The organism is Oceanimonas pelagia (assembly GCF_030849025.1).
Taxonomy (GTDB): Bacteria; Pseudomonadota; Gammaproteobacteria; order Enterobacterales; family Aeromonadaceae; genus Oceanimonas; species Oceanimonas pelagia.
On sequence record NZ_CP118224.1, the window covers coordinates 1,178,171 to 1,196,387 of the forward strand.

An 18,217-nucleotide genomic window follows, 5' to 3' on the forward strand; every position below is an offset into this window, starting at 1 on the left:
TAAAAGAATGCAAGTTTCTGTAGAGACGACCCAGGGCCTGGAGCGCCGCCTGACCATCACTGTTCCCGCCGAGCAGGTGACCGGTGAAGTGAACAACCGTCTGCGTCAGCTGGCCAAGACTCGCCGCATCGACGGCTTTCGTCCTGGCAAGGCCCCGCTGACCGTTATCAAGAAAATGTTCGGCGCGTCCGTGGAAGCCGACGTGGCCGGCGACCTGATGCAGCGCAACTTCTTTGAAGCCGTGATGAGCGAGAAGCTCAACCCGGCCGGCATGCCCACCATGGAGCCTGCCCCCATCAAGGCCGGCGAGGACTTCACCTTTACCGCCACCTTTGAAGTGTACCCGGAAGTGGAAGTGAAGGGCCTGGACGCGGTAACCGTTGAAAAGCCCCAGGCCGAGGTGACCGATGCCGATCTGGACAAGATGATCGACACCCTGCGCAAGCAGCACGCCGACTGGGTTGAAGCCGACCGTGCCGCCGAAGACGGCGACCGCGTGACCATGAACTTTGTGGGCTCGGTAGACGGTGAAGAATTCGAAGGTGGCAAGGCCGACGACTTCGTGCTGGTACTGGGTTCCGGCCGCATGATCCCGGGCTTTGAAGACGGCCTGCTGGGTAAGAAGGCCGGTGACGAGTTCACCATTGAAGTGACCTTCCCCGAGGAATACCACGCCGAAAACCTGAAGGGCAAGCCCGCCAGCTTCGCCATCACCCTGACCAAGGTGGAAGCCCAGCAACTGCCCGAGCTGACCGAAGAGTTCGTCAAGCGTTTCGGCATTGCCGACGGCTCCGTGGACGGTCTGAAGGCGGAAGTGCGCAAGAACATGGAGCGCGAACTGGCCCAGGCCCTGAAAGCCTCCGTGAAGGAGCAGGTGATCGACGGTCTGCTGGAGCAGAACCAGATCGAGGTGCCTCAGTCCCTGATCGACAGCGAGGTGAACACCCTGCGCAAGCAGGCGCTGCAGCGCTTTGGTGGTCTGGATGCCAAGAACGCCCCCGAGCTGCCCGCCGAGCTGTTCAAGGATCAGGCCGAGCGCCGCGTGCGCGTGGGCCTGGTGCTGGGCGAGCTGATCAAGACCAACGAGATCAAGGCCGACGACGCCAAGGTGCAGGAAATCATCGCCTCCATGGCGTCCGCCTACGAAGATCCGGCCGAAGTGGTGGCCTACTACAACGATAACCCCCAGCTGCTGGAAAACGTGCGCAGCCTGGCCGTGGAAGATCAGGCCATCGAGTTCGTGCTGTCTCAGGCCAAGGTCACCGACAAGCAGGTGTCCTTTGACGAGGTGATGAACAAGCCGGGCATGGGCGCTTAAGATCATTTGACTTAAGCATCAAGCTCTTGCGTATAATGGCCCCAGTGTAAGTGCACTCGGGCCATTTTGTTTTAGGGACAATATTTTATGTCAGACAACCAGCATCCGATGATGAACGGACCCCTGGCCGCCCTGATCCCCATGGTGGTGGAGCAGACGGCCAAGGGCGAGCGTTCCTACGATATCTACTCGCGCCTGCTGAAGGAGCGGGTGATCTTCCTCACCGGTCAGGTTGAAGACCACATGGCCAACCTGATCTGCGCCCAGCTGCTGTTTCTGGAGTCGGAAAACCCGGAAAAGGACATTTACCTCTATATCAACTCGCCGGGTGGCTCGGTGACCGCCGGCATGTCCATCTACGATACCATGCAGTTTATCAAGCCCAACGTCAGTACCGTGTGCATGGGTCAGGCCTGCTCCATGGGCGCTTTCCTGCTGGCCGGCGGCGCACCGGGCAAGCGCTTTGCGCTGCCCAACAGCCGGGTGATGATCCATCAGCCCCTGGGCGGCTTTCAGGGCCAGGCGTCGGACATTCAGATCCACGCCAAGGAAATTCTCTATATCAAGGAAAAGCTCAACCGGCTGCTGGCCGAGCACACCGGCCAGGATCTGGCGGTGGTCGAGCGCGATACCGACCGCGACAACTTCATGTCGGCGGCCCAGGCCAAAGAATACGGCCTGGTTGACGAGGTGCTTCTCAAGCGCGACTGAGCAAAGCGGGGCGGGGTGCTGTACACTGTGCAGTAGAGCCGACAGGGCTGAGCCCCGCGCTGCATCCACAAGAGGTGACTGAATGACAGACAAACGCAAGGGCGAAGGGGATGGCGGCAAACTGCTGTACTGTTCCTTTTGCGGTAAGAGCCAACACGAAGTACGCAAGCTGATCGCCGGCCCTTCCGTCTACATTTGTGACGAGTGTGTCGAGCTGTGCGAAGACATCATTCGGGAAGAGATCAAGGATATTTCGCCCAAGCGTGATGGCAATGCCCTGCCTACCCCTCACGAGATCCGCGCGCACCTGGACGATTACGTCATCGGCCAGGACCATGCCAAGAAGGTGCTGGCGGTGGCGGTGTACAACCACTACAAGCGGCTGCGCAACGCCACCGGTACCGACGGCGTGGAGCTGGGCAAGTCCAACATTCTGCTGATCGGTCCCACCGGCTCGGGCAAGACCCTGCTGGCCGAGACTCTGGCGCGGCTGCTGGATGTGCCCTTTACCATGGCCGACGCCACCACCCTGACCGAAGCCGGTTACGTGGGGGAAGACGTCGAAAACATCATTCAGAAGCTGCTGCAGAAGTGTGATTACGACGTGGAAAAGGCCCAGCGCGGCATCGTTTATATCGATGAAATCGACAAGATTTCCCGCAAGTCCGACAACCCGTCCATTACCCGGGACGTGTCGGGCGAGGGCGTGCAGCAGGCGTTGCTCAAGCTGATTGAAGGCACGGTAGCGTCGGTGCCGCCTCAGGGGGGGCGCAAGCATCCGCAGCAGGAGTTTCTGCAGGTAGACACCTCCAAAATCCTGTTTATCTGCGGCGGTGCCTTTGCCGGCCTCGACAAGGTGATTGAGCAGCGCATGGACAAGGGCACCGGCATCGGCTTTGGCGCCGAGGTCAAGGCCCGGGATCAGAAGGCGTCCTTGAGTGAAATTTTCACTCGGGTGGAGCCGGAAGATCTGGTCAAGTATGGCCTGATCCCCGAGTTCATCGGCCGTCTGCCGGTGGTGGCGACGCTGACCGAGCTGGACGAAGACGCCCTGGTGCAGATTTTGTCCGAGCCCAAGAACGCCCTCACCAAGCAGTATGCGGCGCTGTTCGCGCTGGAAGACGTGGAGCTGGAGTTCCGTGACGACGCCCTGCGTTCCATTGCCCGCAAGGCCATGGAACGCAAGACCGGTGCCCGGGGCCTGCGCTCCATCGTGGAAGCCGTGTTGCTCGACACCATGTATGATTTGCCGTCCATGGACGACGTGTCCAAGGTGGTGATCGATGAAACCGTGATCAAGGGCGAATCCGACCCCATTCTCATTTACGAGAAAGGCGAGGCCCAGGCCGCTTCCGGCGACTGAATGCGGCTTTTTTGAGCTGAAAAAGGGGCATTTTGCCCCTTTTTCCGTTTTTGCCGCACCGACGATTGAATCTTGCGATCCCGCCCCCATATACTCACCCAAGCGCTAATAATTGCATTCAAGCCGAGAGGACACTATGACCCTAGAGCGTTCCGAACGCATCGAAACTCCCGTCCTGCCTCTCAGGGACGTGGTGGTTTATCCTCACATGGTCATCCCGCTGTTTGTGGGACGGGAAAAATCCATCCGCTGCCTGGAAGCGGCCATGGAGCAGGACAAGAAGGTACTGCTGATTGCCCAGAAAGACGCCTCCACCGACGATCCCGGTGCCGATGATGTCTACCAGGTGGGCACCGTGGCCAATGTGCTGCAGATGCTCAAGCTGCCCGACGGCACCGTCAAGGTGCTGGTGGAAGGCGCGCAGCGCGCCCGCCTGGAGCAACTGCGTGAAGATGACGGTTACTTCGTGGCCGAGGCCCAGTACCTGGCCACCCAGGCCCTGGATGAGCGTGAGCAGGAAGTGCTGGTGCGCTCCGCCATCACTCAGTTTGAAGGTTACATCAAGCTCAACAAGAAGATTCCGCCCGAGGTACTCACCTCGCTGTCGGCCATTGAAGACGCCGCCCGTCTGGCCGACACCATGGCCGCACACATGCCGCTGAAGCTGGAAGACAAGCAGAAGGTGCTGGAGATCGCCGACGTGGGCGAACGCCTCGAGTACCTGATGGCGATGATGGAAGCGGAAATGGATCTGCTGCAGGTGGAGCGCCGTATTCGCGCCCGCGTGAAAAAGCAGATGGAAAAAAGCCAGCGCGAGTACTACCTGAACGAGCAGATGAAGGCCATTCAGAAGGAGCTGGGCGAGCTGGACGACGTGCCCGATGAGTTCGAGGCGCTGCAGCAGAAAATCGACGAAGCGGGCATGACCGACGAAGCCCGGCAGAAAACCGAGGCCGAGCTGGCCAAGCTCAAGATGATGTCGCCCATGTCGGCGGAAGCCACCGTGGTGCGTGGCTACATCGACTGGATGGTGTCGGTGCCCTGGAAGAAAAAGTCCAAGGTGAAAAAGGATCTGGCCAAGGCCGAGGAAGTGCTCGATGCCGACCACTATGGCCTGGAAAAGGTCAAGGAACGCATTATCGAGTATCTGGCGGTGCAGAGCCGCACCAGCAAGCTCAAGGGGCCCATTCTGTGTCTGGTGGGACCGCCCGGGGTGGGCAAGACGTCACTCGGTCAGTCCATCGCCAAGGCCACCGGCCGCAAGTATGTGCGTATGGCCCTGGGGGGCGTGCGCGACGAAGCGGAGATCCGCGGTCACCGCCGTACCTACATCGGCTCCATGCCCGGCAAGCTGATCCAGAAAATGGCCAAGGTGGGTGTGCGCAATCCGCTGTTCCTGCTCGATGAAATCGACAAGATGTCGTCCGACATGCGCGGCGATCCGGCCTCGGCGCTGCTGGAAGTACTGGATCCGGAGCAGAATCACAGCTTTAACGATCACTACCTGGAAGTGGACTACGATCTGTCCGACGTCATGTTCGTGGCCACCTCCAACTCCATGCACATTCCCGGCCCGCTGCTGGATCGGATGGAAGTGATCCGGCTGTCGGGCTACACCGAGGACGAAAAGCTCAACATCGCCAAGCGTCACCTGCTGGCCAAGCAGATCAGCCGCAACGGCCTGAAGCAAAACGAGCTGGTGGTGGAAGACTCCGCCATTATCGGCATTATTCGTTATTACACCCGGGAAGCCGGGGTGCGCAGCCTGGAGCGGGAAATTTCCAAGCTGTGCCGCAAGGCGGTAAAGGAAATTCTTCTCAACAAGGACATCAAGCAGGTCGTTATCAATGGTGACAACCTGAAAAACTACCTGGGCGTGGTCCGCTTTGACTACGGCAAGGCGGAAGAGAGCAACCAGGTGGGGCAGGTGACCGGCCTGGCCTGGACCGAGGTGGGCGGCGATCTGCTGACCATCGAGGTGGCCAACGTACCGGGCAAGGGCAAGCTCAGCTATACCGGCTCCCTGGGTGACGTGATGCAGGAGTCCATTCAGGCGGCGATGACGGTGGTACGCTCCCGCGCCGATAAATGGCGCATCAATGCCGACTTTTATGAAAAGCGCGACATTCACGTGCACGTGCCCGAAGGCGCCACCCCCAAGGATGGTCCCAGCGCCGGTATCGCCATGTGCACCGCGCTGGTGTCCAGCCTCACCGGCAACCCGGTGCGCGCCGATGTGGCCATGACCGGTGAGATCACCCTGCGCGGCGAAGTGCTGCCCATCGGCGGTCTCAAGGAAAAACTGCTGGCGGCCCACCGGGGCGGCATCAAGCGGGTGGTGATTCCGGCGGAGAACGAGCGCGATCTGGAAGAAATTCCGGATAACGTCAAGGGTGACCTGGAAATTCATCCGGTGCGCTGGGTCGACGAGGTGCTGGAGCTGGCGCTGGAACAGCCGCCGGAAGGCTTTGCGGTGGCCTCGGCCTGAGCTTTTTCGCCCCGGGCCGCGGTTTGAGGCTTGTCAGTGGCCGAGACTCGCAGTAGCCTTGGAGAGCTTTGTGGCGGCCGGGTCAGGATGAACCCCGGACCGCCCACTCAAATAACAGGGTGGTGTCACCCGACCAAACCAAATAATGAACAAGGGGAATGACCGTGAATAAATCTCAACTGATTGACAGAATCGCCGATGGCGCCGACATCACCAAGGCCGCGGCCGGCCGCGCACTGGACGCCTTCGTGGAAGCGATTACCGACACCCTGAAAGACGGCGACTCTGTCTCTCTGGTTGGCTTTGGTACCTTTGAGGTGCGTGAGCGTGCCGCCCGTACCGGTCGCAACCCGCAAACCGGCGCCACCATCGAGATCGCCGCCGCCAAGACCCCGGCATTCAAGGCCGGCAAGGCTCTGAAAGACGCCGTTAACTGACATCGGCTCGCCGGCGTTCAGGCCGGCTGAACCGAATCCGAACAAGGCGCATCCGGTGGTGCGCTTTTTTTTCGGCACCGGCGCCAAGGCGCCATCGGGAGCAACAACGACTTATGTTTTTTGACAAATTGAGAGCAGGTGCCCAGGGCACCACCTCCAAGATCATTCTGGGCGCCATCATACTGTCCTTTGCCCTGGCGGGCGTGGGCAGCTATGTGACCCGTCCGGTCAAGGAAGTGGCCGCCGTGGTCAACGGCGACGAGATTGCCGCCCAGACCCTGGAAAACGCCTACCGTAACGAGCGTGCCCGGCTGGAAAGCCAGCTGGGCGAGCAGTTCAGCCAGCTGCTGGCCGATCCCGCCTATGTGGCGCAAATTCGTCGCTCGGTGCTGGAGCAGCTGGTGGAGCAGCAACTGATCGATCAGAAAATTGCCGAGCTGGGCCTGCGCGCCAGCGACGATCAGGTGCGCAACGCCATTCGCGCGCTGCCCGAGTTTCAGGTCGACGGTCAGTTCGACAACGACCGTTACCTGCAACTGCTGGGCCGCAACAACCTGAATCCGGAGCAACTGCGCGACAGCATTCGTCAGGATCTGAACCGTCAGATGCTGCTCAACGCCGTGGTGGGCTCGGCGTTTTCCCTGCAGAGCGAGGCCGGCTGGCTGGATCGGCTGAACCACCAGCAGCGCAGTGCCAGCCTGGTGAAACTGCCTCTGGCGCTGTTTGAAGCCAGGGCCGAGGTGAGTGACGCCGACGCCCGGGCCTGGCATGAGGCCCATCCGGAGCGTTTTCAGCGCCCCGAGCAGGTGAAACTCAACTATGTGTTGCTGGCGGCAAACACGGTTTCCGCCGATGACATCGACGAGCAGGCCATTGCCGACTACTACGCCGCCAACCAGGCCAGCTATACTCAGCCCGAGCAGCGCCGGGTGGCCCACATCATGGTGAGCAAGGGTGAGGGGGCCGAGCAGCGGATACAGGCCATTGCCGAGCGGCTGGCCGCCGGTGAAGAGTTTGCGGAGCTGGCCAAAACCGAATCCGATGACACCTTTACCGGTGAAGACGGCGGCGAGCTGGACTGGATGGAAGCCGGCACCCTGGACCCAGCCTTTGACGCCGCCGCCTTTGCCCTGACCGCGGAAGGCGAAGTATCCGGTGTGGTGGAAAGCGAGTTTGGTCTGCACCTGATCAAGCTGCTGGAAGTGCGGCCGGCCCAGACCAAGCCATTGGAAGACGTGCGTGACACCATTGCTGAGCGACTGGCCGCCGATCAGGCCGCTGACGACTTTTACCACCGCGAGCAGCGGCTGGCGGAGCTGGCGTTCGAGTTTCCCGATTCCCTCGACATGGCCGCCGACGAACTGGGCCTGACCGTGCACAGCACCGACTTTGTGTCTGCCAATGAGCTGCCCGCTGCACTGAACGATGCGCGGGTGGTCAGCAAGGCGTTCTCCCTTGAGCTGCGCGAACAGCGCATGAACTCGGAGCTGATTGAGCTGGGAGACAACCAGGCGGCGGTGATCCGCGTGCTGGACTATCGCCCGGCGGCGACACGCGATTTTGACGACGTCAGGGCCGAAGCGCGTGAGCTGGCACTGAAAGACAAGGCCGCCGAGCTGGCGCAACAGGCTGCCGACGAGCTGATGCAGCTGTGGGCTCGGGGAGACATTGCCGACTGGCTGACCGAACGTGAGCTGAGTGTGACCGAACTGGCCGACGTCACCCGCGAAAGCGCTCAGGATCCGGCCCTGCTCAATGCCCTGTTCGCCATGCCAGCGCCGGCCGAGCAGCCCAGCCTGCGCACCGTCCCCCTGAGCGGCGGCGATCTGGCGGTGCTGCGCCTGAACGCGGTTATCACGCCGGAAAGCCCGTCCGATCAGCTGGCCCTGATCCGTCAGGGACAGAGCCGGGTGCAGGGACAGCGTGACTACCAGAGTCTGATCAATGCCCTCAAGGCCGCCGCCGACATCGAGTATCGTCAGCTGGAAAGCGAAGACGACAGCTTTTTCTGATGGGGATCTGAGAGTATCAGGTGGCAAACACGGGCGCTTCGGCGCCCGTTTTTTTGGGCAGGGCCTTCCTCTCTCACGTTTTTCCTGTTTCGCGTTGCTTTCTGCTCGAGCGCGAGTTGCCAAGCCTCCGCCGATTTGATACTAAAGATGTCCTTCGCGGCCGAATGTTTTGTTTGGTCTGCGTTTTTCGTTCAGGTGCGAAGCATGGGTATTTGAGATATGCTAAGCAGGTTACAGCAGTCGGAGAACAGCTTTGATAAACGTATTCCTGGTTGATGACCATGAGTTAGTGCGCACAGGGATCCGACGCATTTTAGAAGACGTCAAGGGAATGAAGGTGATGGGCGAGGCCAAGAGCGGCGAAGACGCCGTGCAGTGGTGTCGTGAGCATCATCCCGACGTCATTCTGATGGACATGAACATGCCCGGCATCGGCGGGCTGGAAGCCACCCGCAAGATCCTGCGCTTCAACCCCGATGTGAAAATCATCGTGCTTACCATTCACACCGAAAACCCGTTTCCCACCAAGGTGATGCAGGCGGGGGCCGCCGGTTACCTGACCAAGGGTGCCGGGCCGGAAGAAATGATCAACGCCATTCGCCTGGTGCATAGTGGTCAGCGTTACCTGTCGCCGGAAATTGCCCAGCGCATGGCCCTGAGCCAGTTTTCCAACGAGGAAAACCCGTTCAAGGAGCTGTCGGAGCGGGAACTGCAGATCATGCTGATGATCACCCGTGGCCAGCGTGTGACCGACATCTCCGAGCAGCTCAACCTCAGCCCCAAAACCGTGAACAGTTACCGCTACCGGCTGTTCAGCAAGCTCAACATCAACGGGGACGTGGAGCTGACCCACCTGGCCATTCGCTACGGCATGCTCGACGCGGAAAAAATCTGACCGGCGCGCTTGCGAGCGCCCGAGTCAGCCAGCCTTCATGAGCCAGCCCTTTGATGCCAAGGCCTTTCTCAAGGTCGTGACCGAGCAGCCCGGCGTCTACCTGATGTATGACGCCGGGGGTGAGGTGATCTATGTGGGTAAGGCCAAAAACCTCAAGAAACGGCTGTCTTCCTATTTTCGTGCCAATGTCAGCGGCGAGAAAACCCGGGCTCTGGTGCGCCAGATTGCCGACGTTCAGGTGACGGTGACCCACACCGAAACCGAGGCGCTGATCCTGGAGCACAACCTGATCAAGCAGCACCTGCCCAAATACAACGTGCTGCTGCGGGACGACAAGTCCTATCCCTATATTCTGATCTCCGATCATGCCCACCCGCGCATCAGCATTCACCGGGGCGCGCGCAAGAAGCGGGGCGAATACTTCGGCCCTTATCCCAATGGCAATGCGGTGCGCGAAAGCCTGCACCTGATGCAGAAACTGTTTCCGGTGCGTCAGTGTGAAGACAGTGTCTATGCCAATCGCAGCCGGCCCTGTCTGCTGTATCAGCTCAAGCGCTGTGCCGGCCCCTGCGTGCGTGGCCTTGTCAGCGAGGAGGAATACGCCCACCAGGTGCAGCTGGCCCGGTTGTTTCTGCAGGGCAGGAACCAGCAGGTGCTCACCGATCTGGCCGACAGCATGGAGCGCGCCAGCAGCGAACTGCGCTTTGAAGACGCGGCCCGGTTTCGGGATCAGCTGCTGGCCCTGCGCCGGGTGCAGGAGCAGCAGTTCGTCAGCGGCAATGTGCTTGACGATCTCGACGTGATTGGCCTTGCCGTGGAGCGCAGCCAGGCCTGTGTGCAGGTGCTGTTTATTCGCCAGGGCAAGGTGCTGGGCGGGCGCAGCTACTTTCCGCGCATGGCCCCGGATACCGACGCCGAAGAGATATTGCAGAGCTTTGTGCTGCAGTTCTACCTTTCCGGCATCAACGGCCGTGAAGCGCCCTCCGAGGTGTTGCTGGACCGGACCCTGTCCGACGAAACCGTGCTGAGTGACACCCTGAGTCAGCATTACGGCCGCAAGGTGCGGCTACGCAGTGCGGTGCGCAGCGAGCGGGCCCGCTTTGTGAAGCTGGCCCGCACCAATGCCGAGACCGCCCTGGCCAGCCGGCTGGCCCACCGCAGCACCCAGCGCCAGCGGCTGGTACAGTTGCAGGAGGTGCTGGGGCTGGGCGATATCTTCCGCATGGAGTGTTTTGATATCTCCCACACCATGGGCGAGAAAACCGTGGCCTCCTGTGTGGTGTTCGATCAGGACGGCCCGCGCAAGAGCGATTATCGCCGCTTCAACATCGGCGGCATTACTCCCGGTGACGACTACGCCGCCATGGAGCAGGCCCTGCGCCGGCGCTTTGAGGGCGCCGATCCCGACACCCTGCCCGACGTGCTGTTTATCGACGGTGGCCTGGGCCAGCTCAGCCGTGCCGAGGCGGTGGTGGGCGAGGCCCTGGCCGACAGTCCAAAGCAGCCGATGCTGGTGGGTGTGGCCAAGGGGGTAACCCGCAAGCCGGGGCTGGAGACGTTGATCATGGGCATCAGCCACGAGGAGCGCCATTTGCCTGCCGATCTGCCGGCGCTGCACCTGATTCAGCATATTCGCGACGAATCCCACCGCTTTGCCATTACCGGACACCGGGCCCGGCGGGGCAAGGCGCGCACCACCAGCAGTCTGGAAACCATTCCCGGGGTTGGCGCCAAACGCCGCCAGGCGCTGCTAAAATATCTGGGTGGGCTGCAGGAAGTGAAGCGGGCGAGTGTGGATGAGTTGTCCAAGGTGCCGGGCATCAGCCGGGCACTGGCAGAAAAGATCCACGATGCGTTGCATCACTGAGTCTCATCATGCACCATGTACCGGCATCGTATTCTGGTTTAAACAACAATGATAAATGTCCCCAATTCCCTGACGTTCTTTCGCATTCTGCTGATCCCGGTCTTCATCGTGCTGTTTTACCTGCCGTTCGACTGGGCCTATTTCTGGGCGGCTGCGGTGTTCACCCTGGCCGCCGTGACCGACTGGTTCGACGGTTTTCTGGCCCGCCAGCTGAAACAGAGCACGCCTTTTGGTGCCTTTCTCGATCCGGTGGCCGACAAGGTGATGGTGGCGGCAGCCCTGGTACTGATCGTGGAAGATTACAGCAGCCCGCTGGTGACCATTCCGGCCATGTTCATGATCGGTCGCGAGATCATGATTTCCGCGTTGCGGGAATGGATGGCCGAGCTGGGCCAGCGTTCGCGGGTGGCGGTAAGCTGGATTGGCAAATGGAAAACCACCATTCAGATGCTGGCGCTGATCGGTCTTATCTGGCAGCAGAGTATCTACATGATCTGGGTCAGCTATGTGCTGCTTTACATCGCCACCGGCCTGACCCTGTTTTCCGCCTACGATTACCTGAAAGCGGCCTGGGGCGATCTGACCCGCAGCGAATAAAACGGCAAACACCGGGTCGCGCATAAAAAATGTGCGAACGGACGCGAAACACCGAATAGCGGTTGACTGAGCGACGTTCGCCGTTAAAATGCACCTCATATCAACGACTTCCTTCGGCGCGTTAGCAAAGTGGTTATGCAGCGGATTGCAAATCCGTTTAGTCCGGTTCGATTCCGGAACGCGCCTCCATATTTCCTTTCAAATACGTCTACGCCCGGATGGTGAAATCGGTAGACACAAGGGATTTAAAATCCCTCGCTCGCAAGGGCGTGCGGGTTCAAGTCCCGCTCCGGGCACCATGTAAATCAAGCCTTTCCGCGATGGCGCGGGTAATGTGGTAACCCGCCAGGGAACACACTGAATGTGTTCTTGTTACTCCCTTGCGCTCAGCAGCACAGTCCCGTTCATGCCTGCCTCATCGCCCCTGATGCACCCGTCCATATTCCGAAACAGCCGCTGCAGCCGCTGATAGACCTGCTGGGTTTCGGTGCCCGACGGGGGCAGGGGGGCAAAGTCGTGGCTGTTCAGGCCCAGGGGATCGTAACGGGCCGACTCAATGCGGCGAAAACCGTAGGTGGTGCCCGACACCTTGGCCAGCAGGGTAAGCTCAAAGCGAATGCGATCCTGCACCGGCAGCACGCGATACACGCTGGTGCTGTGATTGACCAGGCCCTCGGCACTGAACATGTCGCGGCCGGTGTAGCGCACAATGCCAGTATCGGGCTGCTGCGCCAGCAGCAGCTTTTCGCTGCAGGCGCCGGCCTGGGCCTGGTTAAAGGGGGTGGCGGCATAAAAGGTGAGGGCGGCCAGCCGCGGCGGTGCGTTTTGAGTGACGGCAACGCCCGGGCTGTACTCGTTGATCACGGGAAGGGGAGTCTTGCCGACAAGCGGGGAGAGCTGGGCGCAACCGGTCAGCAGCAGGGCCGGCCACAGCCGTAAAAGCGCAAGCATGGTGAACCTCCAAATGTTCCTGGTTGAGGCGGGATGCCTTCGTCCTGCTGTTTAGTGTGGGCGCCGGACCGGATCAGGACAAACCGAATGGCGTTATTTGTGCGCCGGGTGGTTACAAGCCGACCCGCGCCGGGCTATCATTGAAACAGGATGATTCTAAGAGTTAACTCATATTTATGCGCTTTCTGTCCGCTTTTGTCGCGCCAACCCTTCTTTTAACGACTTTGTTTATGTCAAACGCCGCTTTCAGCTACATTCACGGTTCGGTGGAGAACGTGGTTGCCACCTATGGCCCGCTGGCGGAAATCCGAATGAAACCCTATTTTATGCGCGCCGAGGTGCAATATCCCCCCAAAGACATAGTGCTGCTGGCCACCAAGGAAGAAAAGGCCCTGGAGCTGTGGGCCCGCAACGACGACGGTGACTTTCGTTTTATTCGCAGTTATCCGGTGCGCAAGGCCAGCGGTGGCCCCGGGCCCAAGCTGAGGGAAGGCGACAAGCAGGTGCCCGAGGGTATTTACCGCATTACCCACCTCAACCCCGACAGCCGTTTTCATCTGTCGATGCGGTTGAATTACCCCAATTCCTATGATCTGATGCGGGCCGCCCGGGAAGGCCGGACCGATCCGGGCGGTGACATCTACATTCACGGCAAGGCGGAGTCGGTGGGTTGCCTGGCCATCGGTGACATTGCCATTGAAGAGCTGTTTGTGCTGGTCAGCCAGATTGGTGTGGACAATACCTCTGTCATTATTGCCCCTCATGATCCGCGTCGCGCCCCCCTCGACGGCTTTGCTGCCAACCTGCCGCGCTGGGCGGTGGAGCTCTATGCCGATATCTCCCGGGAGTTTGCCAAGTACCCCCGCAACGAGGATATCTGAGCCGGTATTGCGTTAGCGCGGGGCTTTCAGCCGGGCGTACAGGGTGGTGCGGCTGATGCCCAGTCGCCGCGCCGCCTCGCTTACGTTGCCGTCGCACTCGGCCAGCACCTGCCTGATCCTTTGCTCCGTGGTGGTTTTCAGATCCTGCACCGCCGGTTTTGCCTCACCCGGTGTCGGCAGCCCGGGCAAATGATGAAGCTCGATCATGCCGCCGTCGGCGAGAATGCCGGCCACTTCCAGCACCTGCCGAAGCTGGCGAATATTGCCCGGCCAGGGGCAGGCGTACAGGCGCGCCATCAGCCCGGGCGCCAGCCGGCAATGTTCGCCGTGCAGTTCATTCAGCAATTGTTCCACCAACTGCTCAAACGCCGGGCGGGTGTATTCGCGCAGGGGCGGCAGCGTCAGGGTGTAGCCGTTCAGGCGAAAATACAGGTCTTCCCGGAACCGGCCTTCCGCCACCATGGTCGCCAGGTTTTTGTGGCTGGCGGCAATCACACAAAAGTCCACCGGCTCGGGCTCATGGCAGCCCAGGGGCACCACGGTTTTTTCCTGCAATACGCGAAGCAGCCGGGTCTGGGCCGCCAGCGGCAGCTCGCCGATTTCATCCAGGAACAAAATACCCCGGTGCGCGGCGCGCACATAACCGGTGCGTCCGGCCTTGTGGCTGCCGGTAAAGGCGCCGGGCGCGTGGCCAAAGAGCTCGGCCTCGATCAGCTCGGCGGGCAGGGCGCCGCAGTTTACCGCCACCAGGGGGCCTTGTGCCCGCCGGCTTTGCCGGTGCAGCCGGCGCACCCGGTGATCCTTGCCGGTGCCGGTTTCCCCCTGCAGCAGCAGAGGCACGCCATGGTTCAGCAGCTTGAGGGCGGCCGCCTCGGGCGAGTGATCAGCCTGCGGGCGAGGGCGGGCCGGGGCCGGCTTGCGGCTCAGCAGCGCCATGCCTTCGCCCCAGGGAGTGAGCTCGCCCTGGCGCAGCTGGCGCAACAGGGCGGCAGGATCCAGCCTTGGCAGCCACTGCCGGGCCCGGCGGTTGGCGCCCAGCAGCCGGCCGTCTTCCCGCAAGGCGATCAGCGCCGACCAGGGCTGTTGCAGGCCGGCGGCATCGCTGGCCAGGCTCACCAGCCAGCAGGCATCCTGCTGCTCGCTGACCAGGGCGTTTTCCATGGTCAGCGCCATCAGCCGGGCGGTGAGCAGCATGTCGGTGCTGTGCTCGCCGGCCTCGCTGGAAATGTCGATCACCCCCAGCAGCTCGCCGGCAGGCGAAAACACCGGGCTGGCACTGCAACTGATGGTGCCGTTGGCATGCATATAGTGCTGTTCGCCCAGCACCGACACCTCCTGTTGCTCCAAGAGCGCGGTGCCAATGGCGTTGGTGCCCATGGTCTGTTCGTGCCAGCGGGCGCCGGTGGCCAGGGCCAGCCGCCTGGCCCGGTCGCCAAAGCGGCTGTCGCCCGTGCTGAGCAGTATGGTGCCTTCGGCATCGGCAAACAGCAGCCGGCAGTGGCGGCCCTGCTGCCACTGTTCAAACAGCGGCATGGCCTTTTGCAGCAGGCTCAGCAAATGGCGGTGGCGCTGCTGGCGCCGGCGCAGCTCGGCCGGACTCAGGCAGCAGGGGTCGGCGGTGTGGTGGCGTTGCAGGCCAAAGGTCTGGCTGCGTTGCCAGGAGCGGATCAGCAGCTCGCCCGGCTGCGGGGTGGAAGCAGGATAGATCATGGTCATTATCTTCGCCTGTGCGGAAACTGAACACTTGTACTGAACATCCGTACACTCGCGCTACAGCTCGCCGAACCATGTCAGCGAACACTGTGCCCCAGTGTAGCCCGCAACGCCTTGCAACATAAGGGCTCCGCGCCTGCTTGTTATTAAAATGTAAAGCTGGCACCGGCCTTGCACTGTTCAGCCTGTCTGAACACACACAGCAAGGAGAGCACCATGATCTATCAGCAACCCGGCCAGCCCGGCGCCGTTGTCAGCTTCAAGTCCCGTTATCAGAACTACATTGGCGGTGAGTGGACCGCACCGGTCAATGGCCGCTACATGGACAACACCTCGCCGGTGAACGGCGCCGTGTTCTGCGAGGTGCCCCGCTCCGACGCCGATGACGTGGATCTGGCGGTCAGGGCCGCCACTCAGGCCTTTGCCAGCTGGGGCACCACGCCGCCGGCGGAGCGCGCCAACCTGATGCTGCGCATTGCCGATCGCATTGAGCAGAACAGGGAAATGCTGGCGGTGGCGGAAACCTGGGACAATGGCAAGGCGGTGCGGGAAACCCTGGCCGCCGACATTCCCCTGGTGGTGGATCACTTCCGTTATTTCGCCGGTGCCATTCGCGCCCAGGAAGGCAGTGCCGCCGAGCTGGACGCCGGTACCGCCGTATATCACTTTCGCGAGCCGGTGGGGGTGGTGGGACAGATCATTCCCTGGAACTTTCCGCTGTTGATGGCGGCCTGGAAGCTGGCCCCGGTGCTGGCCGCCGGCTGCTGCACCGTGCTCAAGCCCGCCGAGCAGACCCCGGCGTCCATTCTGGTGCTGATGGAGCTGATTGGCGATCTGCTGCCGCCCGGCGTGGTTAACGTGGTCAACGGTTTGGGCCCGGAAGCGGGGGAAGCCATTTTGCGCCACCCGGGCATCGCCAAGCTGGCCTTTACCGGCTCCACCCCGGTGGGCCAGCACGTGCTCAAGGCCGCCGCCGAGCGCTTGATCCCGTCCACCGTGGAGCTGGGCGGCAAGTCGCCCAATATCTTCTTTGAAGACGTGCTGCGCCATGAGCCCGAGTTCGTGGACAAGTGCATTGAGGGCATGCTGCTCACCTTCTTCAACCAGGGTGAGGTGTGCACCTGCCCGTCCCGGGCGCTGGTGCAGGAAAGCATTTACGACGAATTCATGGAGCGGGTGCTGGCCCGGGGCCGGGAGATCAAACAGGGCAACCCCCTCGACACCGAGACCCAGGTGGGCGCGCAGGCGTCCCGGGAGCAGTTTGACCGCATCCTCGGTTACCTGGAAGTGGGCCGCGCCGAAGGCGCGCAAATGCTGCTGGGTGGCCAGGCCAACCATATTAGCGGGCTGGAAAACGGCTTCTACATTCAGCCCACCATCTTTCAGGGCCGTAACAACATGCGGGTGTTTCAGGAGGAAATCTTCGGCCCGGCGGTGGGGGTCACCACCTTCAGGGACGAGGCCGAGGCCCTGGCCATTGCCAACGACACCGAGTTCGGCCTGGGCGCCGGGGTCTGGACCCGCGACGTGAACCGAGCCTATCGCATGGCCCGGGGCATTCAGGCCGGTCGGGTATGGATGAACTGCTACCACGCCTATCCCGCCCACGCCGCCTTTGGCGGTTACAAAAAGTCGGGCATTGGCCGGGAAACCCACAAGATGATGCTGGATCATTACCAGCTCACCAAGTGCATGCTGGTCAGCTACGACAGCAACCCTCTTGGCTTTTTCTGAGCGACTTTTTCTGAATAACCAGGCGCCGCCGCGGCGGCGCTCTTTTCGCCTATGACCAACAACAATGAGGCTCAGCCTCAACAAGGGAGCAAACCCATGAGCACAGCAACCTTCTTTATGCCCTCGGTCAACCTGATCGGCGACGGCGCCCTGGAGCAGGCGGTGAATCAGGTGAGCGAGTCCGGTTTTCGCCATGCGCTGATCGTCACCGATACGCCCCTGGTGGAGCTGGGCTATGCCGGCCAGCTGCAGCAGGCGCTGGCAGCCAGGGACATTCAGGCCAGTGTGTTTGACGGCGTGCAGGCCAACCCCACCACCGGCAACGTGGAAGCGGGGCTGGCGCTGCTAAAGCAAAGACAGTGCGACTTCGTGATTTCCCTCGGTGGCGGCTCGCCCCACGACTGTGCCAAGGCCATTGCCCTGGTGGCCAGCAACGGCGGCGACATTCGCGATTACGAAGGCGTCGACAAGTCCGCCAAGGCCCAGTTGCCGCTGGTGGCCATCAACACCACTGCCGGCACCGCCTCGGAAATCACCCGCTTCTGCATCATCACCGATGAGCACACCCACATCAAAATGGCCATCGTTGACAAGCACGTCACCCCGGTGCTGTCGGTGAATGATCCCGGCCTGATGAAAAACATGCCGGCCTCGCTTACCGCCGCCACCGGCATGGATGCGCTCACCCACGCGGTGGAGGCCTATGTGTCCACCGCGGCCAACCCCATTACCGACGCCTGCGCCATCAAGGCCATTACCCTGATCAGCCAAAACCTGGCCAGGGCGGTGGCCAACGGCGCCGACATGGAGGCCCGCAACAACATGGCCTATGCCCAGCTGCTGGCGGGCATGGCCTTTAACAACGCCTCTCTCGGTTATGTGCACGCCATGGCACACCAGCTGGGCGGGTTTTACGATCTGCCCCACGGCGTGTGCAATGCGGTATTGCTGCCCCATGTGCAGCGCTTCAACAGCCGGGCGGCCGCCGCCCGCCTGGCCGAGGTGGCCGCCGCCCTGGGTGAAGAAGTGCAGGGGCTGACCGAGCAGCAGGGCGCCGACCGCTGCATTGCCGCCATTGAGCGGCTGGCCCGGGAAGTAGGCATTCCCGCCGGCCTGCGCGCGCTCAAGGTGAAGGAAGAGGATTTTGCCGAGCTGGCCCGCAACGCCATGAAGGACGCCTGCGGCCTCACCAACCCGGTGCAGCCCAGCCATGAGGACGTGGTGGAGATTTTCAGGGCCGCCTATTAACG

At 61.6% G+C, this 18,217-nt stretch carries 14 protein-coding genes and 2 tRNA genes; 14 read left to right on the forward strand and 2 right to left on the reverse strand.

Features of this window, described 5'->3' with window-relative positions:
* The first annotated feature begins 7 nt into the window (after nt 1–7).
* From tig to PU634_RS05630, 11 genes are all read left to right on the forward strand, one after another.
* Nucleotides 8–1,318 carry a trigger factor gene (gene tig / locus PU634_RS05580; RefSeq protein WP_306763075.1) on the forward strand — a complete coding sequence of 437 codons (1,311 nt, stop codon included), beginning with the start codon at nt 8–10 and terminating at the stop codon, nt 1,316–1,318.
* An 87-nt stretch (nt 1,319–1,405) separates the two neighbouring features.
* Complete coding sequence (gene clpP / locus PU634_RS05585; protein WP_306763076.1) at nt 1,406–2,029, forward strand: ATP-dependent Clp endopeptidase proteolytic subunit ClpP; 624 nt, start codon at nt 1,406–1,408, stop codon at nt 2,027–2,029.
* 82 nt (nt 2,030–2,111) lie between these two features.
* On the forward strand, nt 2,112–3,392 hold the full coding sequence (gene clpX, locus PU634_RS05590; RefSeq protein WP_306763077.1) for an ATP-dependent protease ATP-binding subunit ClpX: 1,281 nt from the start codon (nt 2,112–2,114) through the stop codon (nt 3,390–3,392).
* Nucleotides 3,393–3,528: 136 nt separating this feature from the next.
* Entirely contained in the window at nt 3,529–5,880 is a 2,352-nt protein-coding gene (gene lon / locus PU634_RS05595) for an endopeptidase La (RefSeq protein WP_306763078.1), read from the forward strand.
* Nucleotides 5,881–6,044: 164 nt separating this feature from the next.
* A complete protein-coding gene (hbs, locus tag PU634_RS05600; protein WP_306763079.1) occupies nt 6,045–6,317 on the forward strand; it encodes a non-specific DNA-binding protein Hbs in 273 nt (90 codons plus the stop codon).
* 113 nt (nt 6,318–6,430) lie between these two features.
* The gene (locus PU634_RS05605) at nt 6,431–8,329 is read left to right on the forward strand and encodes a SurA N-terminal domain-containing protein (RefSeq protein ID WP_306763080.1); all 1,899 of its coding nucleotides are present in this window, start codon (nt 6,431–6,433) and stop codon (nt 8,327–8,329) included.
* Nucleotides 8,330–8,582: 253 nt separating this feature from the next.
* Entirely contained in the window at nt 8,583–9,224 is a 642-nt protein-coding gene (gene uvrY / locus PU634_RS05610) for a UvrY/SirA/GacA family response regulator transcription factor (protein ID WP_306763081.1), read from the forward strand.
* 37 nt (nt 9,225–9,261) lie between these two features.
* A complete protein-coding gene (gene uvrC / locus PU634_RS05615) occupies nt 9,262–11,091 on the forward strand; it encodes an excinuclease ABC subunit UvrC (RefSeq protein WP_306763082.1) in 1,830 nt (609 codons plus the stop codon).
* A gap of 48 nt (nt 11,092–11,139) precedes the next feature.
* The gene (pgsA, locus tag PU634_RS05620) at nt 11,140–11,688 is read left to right on the forward strand and encodes a CDP-diacylglycerol--glycerol-3-phosphate 3-phosphatidyltransferase (RefSeq protein WP_306763083.1); all 549 of its coding nucleotides are present in this window, start codon (nt 11,140–11,142) and stop codon (nt 11,686–11,688) included.
* A gap of 115 nt (nt 11,689–11,803) precedes the next feature.
* A tRNA-Cys gene (locus tag PU634_RS05625) sits at nt 11,804–11,877 on the forward strand.
* A 23-nt stretch (nt 11,878–11,900) separates the two neighbouring features.
* Nucleotides 11,901–11,987: transfer RNA gene (locus tag PU634_RS05630), tRNA-Leu, on the forward strand.
* 73 nt (nt 11,988–12,060) lie between these two features.
* Here PU634_RS05630 and PU634_RS05635 read toward each other — a convergent pair.
* Nucleotides 12,061–12,639 (reverse strand): hypothetical protein, encoded by a 579-nt coding sequence (locus PU634_RS05635; protein WP_306763084.1) that lies wholly within the window; start codon nt 12,637–12,639, stop codon nt 12,061–12,063.
* 230 nt (nt 12,640–12,869) lie between these two features.
* Here PU634_RS05635 and PU634_RS05640 point away from each other — a divergent pair, with 230 nt between their 5' ends.
* A complete protein-coding gene (locus PU634_RS05640; RefSeq protein WP_306763085.1) occupies nt 12,870–13,520 on the forward strand; it encodes a L,D-transpeptidase family protein in 651 nt (216 codons plus the stop codon).
* A gap of 12 nt (nt 13,521–13,532) precedes the next feature.
* On the opposite strand, the gene PU634_RS05645 is transcribed toward PU634_RS05640, so the two are convergent.
* A complete protein-coding gene (locus PU634_RS05645) occupies nt 13,533–15,236 on the reverse strand; it encodes a sigma-54-dependent Fis family transcriptional regulator (RefSeq protein ID WP_306763086.1) in 1,704 nt (567 codons plus the stop codon).
* Nucleotides 15,237–15,449: 213 nt separating this feature from the next.
* Between PU634_RS05645 and PU634_RS05650 the strand changes: the two genes are divergently transcribed.
* Nucleotides 15,450–16,967: an aldehyde dehydrogenase family protein gene (locus tag PU634_RS05650; protein ID WP_306763087.1), complete on the forward strand. Its 1,518-nt coding sequence runs from the start codon at nt 15,450–15,452 to the stop codon at nt 16,965–16,967.
* A gap of 96 nt (nt 16,968–17,063) precedes the next feature.
* Entirely contained in the window at nt 17,064–18,215 is a 1,152-nt protein-coding gene (yiaY, locus tag PU634_RS05655; RefSeq protein WP_306763088.1) for an L-threonine dehydrogenase, read from the forward strand.
* Nucleotides 18,216–18,217 lie beyond the last annotated feature (2 nt).

Coding starts and splice junctions, on each gene's coding strand:
- clpX (WP_306763077.1), top strand. CDS start 2,112: ATGACAGACAAACGCAAGGGCGAAGGGGATGGCGGCAAACTGCTGTAC.
- lon (WP_306763078.1), top strand. CDS start 3,529: ATGACCCTAGAGCGTTCCGAACGCATCGAAACTCCCGTCCTGCCTCTC.
- PU634_RS05605 (WP_306763080.1), top strand. CDS start 6,431: ATGTTTTTTGACAAATTGAGAGCAGGTGCCCAGGGCACCACCTCCAAG.
- tig (WP_306763075.1), top strand. CDS start 8: ATGCAAGTTTCTGTAGAGACGACCCAGGGCCTGGAGCGCCGCCTGACC.
- PU634_RS05640 (WP_306763085.1), top strand. CDS start 12,870: ATGTCAAACGCCGCTTTCAGCTACATTCACGGTTCGGTGGAGAACGTG.
- PU634_RS05650 (WP_306763087.1), top strand. CDS start 15,450: ATGATCTATCAGCAACCCGGCCAGCCCGGCGCCGTTGTCAGCTTCAAG.
- yiaY (WP_306763088.1), top strand. CDS start 17,064: ATGAGCACAGCAACCTTCTTTATGCCCTCGGTCAACCTGATCGGCGAC.
- uvrC (WP_306763082.1), top strand. CDS start 9,262: ATGAGCCAGCCCTTTGATGCCAAGGCCTTTCTCAAGGTCGTGACCGAG.
- pgsA (WP_306763083.1), top strand. CDS start 11,140: ATGATAAATGTCCCCAATTCCCTGACGTTCTTTCGCATTCTGCTGATC.
- PU634_RS05635 (WP_306763084.1), bottom strand. CDS start 12,639: ATGCTTGCGCTTTTACGGCTGTGGCCGGCCCTGCTGCTGACCGGTTGC.
- clpP (WP_306763076.1), top strand. CDS start 1,406: ATGTCAGACAACCAGCATCCGATGATGAACGGACCCCTGGCCGCCCTG.
- PU634_RS05645 (WP_306763086.1), bottom strand. CDS start 15,236: ATGACCATGATCTATCCTGCTTCCACCCCGCAGCCGGGCGAGCTGCTG.